Below are 6,754 nucleotides of genomic sequence, written 5' to 3' on the forward strand. Positions count from 1 at the left end.
CCCTGGGGTGCGCCTTCGGGGCCTCACCCCGGAAGGAAGCGCGCGGGTGGAGCAGGTTCGCCCCCTGGGGAGCGCCCTCCAGGTAGGCGGTGCGGGAGCGCCTTCTCTCGGAGATCTGGTACTGGGAGGCCCAGGCGCTTCAGGAAGAGGTGAGGGCGAGGGAGGAAAAGGCGGGGGCCAAGGCCCGGGCGGGGCGGGCGAGAAGGCGGGCGGAGGAGCTGAAGGAGAGCCTGCGCAGGAGGGAGGAGGAGCTCCTCAAGGCGAGGCGCCTCCGCCCCCTGCCCCCCAGGCTCGCCCACCGGCGGCTCGGGGTCAAGGGGAGAAGGAGCCCTCCGTCAAGCGCGCCTTCCCTGCCCCTCCAGGTGGGGCCGTCCCAGCCCGAGCCCCTCCAGGTCCATCGCCGCCTCTAAGGGGGTCCAGGCCGCCTCCCCTTCCCTCGGGCGCAGGAGGAGGCGGGGGTTGGGCAGGTACCGCCCCCGTCGCAACCTGAGGAAGAGCCTGCGGGCGGGGCGGTAGTCGCTATCCACCTCGCTCCGCGCCAGGACTGCGCCCAGGTAGGCCCTCCGCTCCCCCAAGGTCTCCTTGCGGGCCAGAGGAGCGGGGAGGAGGGCGGGGGGCAGGTGGCCCAGGGCCTCCGCCAGGTAGCGGGCCGTGACCCCCTCCTCCATGAGGGGCCCCCGCAGGCGCATCTCCGGAAGGGCCAGGGCTTTGAGGCTGGCCAGGGCCGCGAGGAAGGCCCAGTACTCCGGCATCCGGGGGTAAAGGCGGACGAGGTGCCCGTCGGCCTGGAGGTCCAGGGCCGTGGGGACGAGGAGGTCCGCCACCAGGGGAAAGCGCTCGCGGGCGAAGGCTTCGTCCGAGAGGGCCCGCTCCAGGGCGTGGAGGAAGGGGGTGTAGCCGAAGGGGTCGCGGGCCTCGGGGTCGGCCCCTTGGGCCAGGAGGGCCTCGAGGAGCTCCCGGTTCCCCGCCCGGGCCGCGAGCATCAGGGGGGTGAGGCCCAAGGGGGTGCGGAAGTCGGGCCCGAAGTCCCTCACCTCCCAGAGCACCTCCTTCCACCCCCGCCCCTCGTAGCTCCGGAGAAGGCGCCGCTCCAGGTCGCGGAACTGCCCCTCGCCGTAGTCCAGGCTGGGGGCCAGGAAGGGGTTTAGGACGTTCCGCGCCCTCTCGTACCCGGCCAGGGCCAGGGCCTCCAGGAGGGGGCGGGCCCGGTGGAAGAGGGCGTACTCGTAGAGCTCCCTGAGGAGCTTGCCGCGAAGGCGGCCCGCGCGGAGCTCGGGCAGGAGGGCCCGGACCCGTTCCCGGTCGTACACGGTCCAGGGCACGGGCCGCTCCTTGAGGAAGGCCTCCCGCACCGCCCGGGCCTGCTCCAGGTTGCCGTGGGCCTCGAGGCGGGCCGCTTCCCTGGCCCACTCCTCCCGGCTGGAGGCCCGGGCGGCCACCTCCAGCTCCTTCCCGGGCTCCAGGCCCAGGAGGCGCAGGAAGGGGTGCTGGGGGTCCTCCTCCAGCCAGACCACCTCCTCCACCGCCCGGGTAACGGCCACGTAGAGGGCGTTGGTGAAGAACTTGTAGACCTCCAGGGACTTGTCCTCCTTGTCCGGGGCCCGGCGGTAGACCAGGGGGCCCTCGAGGTCTTCCGGGCCCACTCCCCGGGCCACCTCGCGGTAGACCTCGGGGGCGCTATCCACGGGGCGGAAGAGGACCACGGTGGGGTACTCCAGGCCCTTCACCTCCTGGGCGGAGAAGAGGAGGGGCGTGCCCAGGGCCTGGCGGGCCCGCTCCTTGTCCTCGTCCCGGAGGACCACCACCGCCACCTGGGCGCTTTGGCGGATCCTCCGGTCCAACTCCTTCAGGAGCTCGGGCGCCGCCCGGTGGAGGACCACCCGCCCCTCCCGCTCCCCCTGGGGCTCCACCAGGTAGGTGCTCTCCCGGTCCACGGAACCGAAGCGGGCCTGCTTGAGCCGGAGTAGGCGGTTGGCGAGCTCGGAGACCTTGCGGGCGTTGCGGTAGTTGGCCTTAAGCACGGTGATGCGCTCCAGGGCCTGGGCGTCCTCCCGGAAGAAGTAGCTCTTGAGGGTCGCCCAGCTGAAGAAGTTGGGGTGGACGATCTGGTGGCTGTCCCCGGCGAGGAGAAAGGCGCCCTTGGCCTTGAGGCTCCTGAGGAGCAGGTCCACCTGGGCCAGGGTGAGGTCCTGGACCTCGTCCACCGCCACGAAGTCGTAGGCGGGCTCCACCCGCTCCCGGTAGCGGTGGGCGAGAAGGCTCGGGTCGTAGAGCCCTTCCTCTTGGAGGAACTCCAGGTACTTCTGGAAGAGCGCGTACACCTGGGGCCTCAGGTCCTTGGGGTAGAGGCTCTGGCGCACCCCCAGGGCCAGGTAGGCCTCCAGGGAGAGGGGCCCCTCGGGGCTCGCCAGCAACACCCCCCGGAACTCCTCAAAGAGGGCGTGGGCGTGGGTGAAGGGATAGGCCCGGGCCCGGGGGGCGAAGAAGCGCAGGAAGTCGCGGAAGCCCACCTCCCTTCCCCCGGGCACCTCGAGGGTTTCCAGGAACTCGCGGAAGGAGAGGAAGTCGGCCTCCTGGTAGGGGTTCTCGTAGCCGTGGGCGAAGTAAAGGCGGCGGGCCTCCCGGGCCAGGAAGGGGCTAAGGGTGGCGTAGAGGACCCGCCCCGCCTGCTGGCGAAGCTTTTCCAGCACCAAAGCGGTCTTCCCGGAGCCCGCCGGGCCCAGGAGGAGGAGAGGAAGCGGGGCGCGGAGGACCGCGTCCTGAACCTGGTCAAAGGTGAGGGGCTTGTCCAGGAGGTGGAAGCGGGGCGCCTTGAGGTCCAGGTGGCGCACGGGTTCGGCTTGGGCAAGGGCGGACTCCGGGGCCAAGATCTCCTCCTCCCGCACCTCCGCCCCTCGGAGGAAGCGGGAGCGGTGGTAGGCGTGGTTGGGGATGACCTCGAGGACGAGCCAGGCCCCCTCCTCCCCCACCCGCACCGGCTTGAGGAGGAGGCGGTCCTTGTCGCTGAGCTTGGCGCGGAAGTAGGGGGTGGGCGTCAGCTTCTTGAGCTCGGCTTGGGCCAGGTGCCCCGAGCGCAGGGCCTCCAGCACCCGCTCCAGGCGGTCCCGGAGGTGGGGGGGGACCTCGAGGCCCTCATAGAGCAGGACCCTCATGGGCTTACGGTACCCTGCATGCCGGCTGGCCGCAAGGGCTCGCGGCTCCACCTCGGCCCCGGGGGCACAAGGAGGTTGGTCCGCAGGTAGGCACAAAGGGCCTCCACCCTGGCCCAAAGCTCCCCCTCCGTGTCCACCCGCCCCGCGTCCACCAAGGGCCAGACCCGCTCTACGGGCTGGAGCTCGGGAAAGTAGGGAGGAAGAAAGACCAGACCCATCCCCTCCGGCACCTCCAAGCGCTGGGATACATGGCGGGCGGTGGAGGTGCGGGGCCCGGGGAACGCGGAGGTGTCCCCGGAGGTGGAGGCCTTCGCCCGGGAGCTGGCCGAGGCGGCCCAGGCCCCGCAAAGCCTCGCACAAGGGATGCCCAAGCTTTGGCCGCGGGAAAGCTCTTTTGGGGCCCCCACCGCGGCAAAAGCCGCGATGGGGTACTTAGCCACCTGCCCTTTCCGCTTTTACGTCCGCCACCTCCTCCGCCCTCGGCGGGGCCGGGAGGCGGAAGACGGGGACCGGGCCGAGGGGGTCCTGCGCCGCCTCTTGGGCCTTCTTGGGGCGGAAGCGGGCCCGGGCTGAGGCGGCCCCTCGGGGGCGATGGGGCTGGCCGGGATAGCCCTAAAAGGGGACTGGGCGCTGGCCGCGGAGGGGGTGGGGGCTTCTTGTGGGCCTTCTAGCCCACGAAAAGCTCGGCTTGTGCGCGTGGTTCCCCAGGGGCCTTGCATTTTTCCCAGGAAAAGGCTATGGTTGTTTTAGGCCTGGGAAAGGGGGTTTGGGGTGGAAGGTCTTTTCCCGGCAGGTCCCAAGGCGCTCAGGGTCCGCTTCCTAGGGGAGGAGCCCTTTTCCCTCGAGGCCCTCGAGGGCGCCGACCGCATCCTCGCCCTCACCTACTCGGCCTCCGAGGGCCTCATCCGGGAGCTCGCCCCCAAGGTGGGGGAGATGGAGGTGGTCTTCGGCCACCCCACCCCCGTGGGCAAGCTGGACCAGCTCCTCGCCCTCCAGGCCCTGGTCCTGGAGGAGATCCAGGGAGAGGTGAAAGGAAGCGAGGCGGTGCTGGAGGCCCTGCGCTCAGGAAGGCTCCGCCTCCTCCTCTCCCGGCGGGCGAGCCACGCCAAGCTCTACCTGGTGGAGAAGGGAGGGCGGCGCTTCGCCCTGGCGGGGAGCGCCAACCTCTCCCGGAGGGCCCTCGAGGGGGGCCAGGCGGAGGTTCTCTTCCTGGTGGAGGACGAGGAGGGGGTGGAGCGCCTCCTCGCCCTCTACCGGGAGGTGCGGGGGGAGGCCGACCCCGTGCGCCCGGAGGTCCTCCTGCGCCAGGCGGCGCCCGAGGACCTTCCCCTCCTCCAGGCGGCGGAGAAGCGCCCCGTGGTGGTCCAGGTGCCCAAGGAGGTGCCCGTGGTGTACCGGGCCGAGGTGGTCCTGAGGCGGGCCAAGGTCTACGAGCCCGTGGCCAAGGAGGCCAAGCCCAGGCCCGGAGGGGTGGAGATCCCGCCCAAGGCGGTGAAGGCCCTTAAGCTCGGGAGGGCGCGCTCCGAGGAGGAGGAAGGCCCCCCCTTCCTGGAGGTGCGGGAGGAGGAGGGGGGCGTGTTCGCCCTGGGGGAGCTACGCCCCTTCCTCTCCCTGGAGGACCCGGAGGTCCGGGAAGAGGCCTTCGCCATGGCCCGCTTCCTCAACCGCTACCTCTCGGGGCACTTCCTCCACGAGGAGGAGGCCCGGGAGCAGGCCGAGGCCTACTTCCGCCTCTGGGCCTGGTACTGGACCGCCCCCCTCATGAGCCGCCTCCTCCGCCGGGCCCACCTCGAGGGCCTCTCCCCCCACCACTACCCCCTCTACGCCCTGGTCTTCGGGAAGTCGGGGGCGGGGAAGACCACCTTCCTGAGGCTCCTCTCCCGAAGCCTGGTGGGGGTGCCCGTGGACCCCATCCCGGGCACGGAGCTCGGGAAGCGGGCCCTCCTCGCCCTCCACGAGTCGGGGAGCGAGTTCCCCGTGGTCTTTGACGACGTGGCGCCGCGGGACTTTTCCGAGAAGGTGGAGCCCGTGGTGAAAAGCCTCTACGAGACCCCCCGGGGCACCCTCACCCCCGTGGCCTTTTCCTTTAACGCCTCCCAGGCCTACGCCCCTCCCGAGGAGGTCCGGAGGCGGGCCTTCCTCGTCCACGCCCAGGCCGTCCTGGACGAGACCCGGCCCGAGGTGGCGGGGCGGGTGCGGGCCGAGGCCGAGCGGGACCTTCTCCTGGTCCGGGGGGCCTTCTTCCGGGCCTTCCTCCCGGGCCTCCTCGAGGCCCTCCGGGAAGAGGAGGACTGGCTCCTCGCCTCCACCCGCGTCCTCGCGGCGCTCCTCGGGGAGGTGCTGGGCGCCCCGCCCCCCTGGGCCAGGCCCCAAAGCCTCGCCGACCTCTCCCAAAGCCGCCTCGCCGAGGTGAAGGAGAAGATGCGGGCCCTGCTCAAGGTGCACCGGCTGGAGTGGAAGGCGGGTAAACCCCACCTCCGGCTGGGCCCGGACGCCCGCAGGATCGGCCGGGAGCTCCCCGGCTGGCTCGTGGAGGAGGTTCAGGGGGAGGTCCTGATCCTGAAGGAGAAGGGCCTGGAGAAGCTCGGGCTGCGAAAGCGGGCCCCCTGGTGGCCCTTCCGGGGCTGAGGTGGGTGGACGGGGCGGCGGGCCTATAGGCCTCCTTCAGCTTCTCCGAAATCGGGGGGAAGCCTAAGCCCGGGGAGGAGCGGAAGGCCAAGGAGAAACGGCCCACCCCCTGGGTTTCCGCAAGCCCCTGGGGAGCTCCTGAAGCCCCAGGCCCAGCGCCTGAAGGCCGCCCTCTTGGGACGGGAGCGCTACACGCCCTTTTACTTGCGAAAGCGCTAGTTGCTACACTTGTGCGCAAAATTGCGGGGCAAAGCCGTCTTTTAAAGCTTTCTCATCTGGTAGCTTCGTCCCGAAGGTTTCTTTCCTCGCAAAAGTGGACTTGGTGCACCGTTGCCCTCATGTGCTATACTGACCCTAACCCGGACCTCCGGGTGGGGACCTTGAAAGCCAGTTCTTCCCTTGGGGATGGGCAATATGCGTTTTCCCCTTCTCATCGCCCCTTTCTCCTGTGGCTTTTCATCGGCACAAACCCCCGAAAACCCCCGTTATTCGCCGTGTGCATATTCCAAGCTTCATCTTTCTCATAAACCCCCCTCTGGCGGTGCCGTCCAGGACGGGGTTCTTAGGGGGGTAGAGTTGCAAACCACATAGCCCCGTAAGGGGATTGCGACTGCACCACCTCCTTCGCTTCCTCCTCGGAAAGCCCCTGTTGCAAACCACATAGCCCCGTAAGGGGATTGCGACAGGTGAATCCTCCGAGGCCCACCGGGAGCCCGGCGGCCTCGGTTGCAAACCACATAGCCCCGTAAGGGGATTGCGACTACTCATAATCCACCTCTCCGTTCGTGCCCCGCAGAGCACGTTGCAAACCACATAGCCCCGTAAGGGGATTGCGACCCTAGCCACGCGCACGTCGCCGAAGGACCAGAACCCGTTGCAAACCACATAGCCCCGTAAGGGGATTGCGACGCGGGCCTCGAGACCTCTTTGTGGGAGGCCCTTCGGGCGGGGATGCCCGCCTCGAGGCCCCAGCT

At 70.0% G+C, this 6,754-nt stretch carries 4 protein-coding genes, 2 pseudogenes and 1 CRISPR repeat array; of the genes and pseudogenes, 4 read left to right on the plus strand and 2 right to left on the minus strand.

The window, feature by feature from the left end; all coding sequences use genetic code 11:
• Positions 1-89 precede the first annotated feature (89 nt).
• A complete protein-coding gene (locus ABJK26_RS03690) occupies positions 90-410 on the plus strand; it encodes a hypothetical protein (protein WP_347240883.1) in 321 nt (106 codons plus the stop codon).
• Here ABJK26_RS03690 and ABJK26_RS03695 read toward each other — a convergent pair.
• Together ABJK26_RS03695 and ABJK26_RS03700 are read right to left on the minus strand one after the other, a co-directional pair.
• Complete coding sequence (locus ABJK26_RS03695) at positions 336-3,152, minus strand: hypothetical protein (RefSeq protein ID WP_347240884.1); 2,817 nt, start codon at positions 3,150-3,152, stop codon at positions 336-338. The two genes, ABJK26_RS03690 and ABJK26_RS03695, sit on opposite strands and share 75 nt — an antisense overlap.
• A gap of 146 nt (positions 3,153-3,298) precedes the next feature.
• Positions 3,299-3,403, minus strand: a pseudogene (locus ABJK26_RS03700) (IS630 family transposase); the annotation flags it as partial.
• 172 nt (positions 3,404-3,575) lie between these two features.
• Between ABJK26_RS03700 and ABJK26_RS03705 the strand changes: the two are divergent.
• The 3 genes and pseudogenes from ABJK26_RS03705 to ABJK26_RS03715 form a co-directional block, all read left to right on the plus strand.
• Positions 3,576-3,725, plus strand: coding sequence for a hypothetical protein (locus ABJK26_RS03705; RefSeq protein WP_347240885.1), 150 nt, complete (start codon positions 3,576-3,578; stop codon positions 3,723-3,725).
• A 198-nt stretch (positions 3,726-3,923) separates the two neighbouring features.
• On the plus strand, positions 3,924-5,780 hold the full coding sequence (locus ABJK26_RS03710; protein ID WP_347240887.1) for a hypothetical protein: 1,857 nt from the start codon (positions 3,924-3,926) through the stop codon (positions 5,778-5,780).
• A gap of 103 nt (positions 5,781-5,883) precedes the next feature.
• A pseudogene (locus ABJK26_RS03715) lies at positions 5,884-5,999 on the plus strand (CRISPR-associated protein Cas1); the annotation flags it as partial.
• Positions 6,000-6,355: 356 nt separating this feature from the next.
• A CRISPR array of direct repeats spans positions 6,356-6,689; the repeat unit is 36 nt; unit sequence GTTGCAAACCACATAGCCCCGTAAGGGGATTGCGAC.
• The last annotated feature ends 65 nt before the right edge of the window (positions 6,690-6,754 follow it).

Source organism: Thermus sp. (genome assembly GCF_039793865.1).
Taxonomy (GTDB): Bacteria; Deinococcota; Deinococci; order Deinococcales; family Thermaceae; genus Thermus.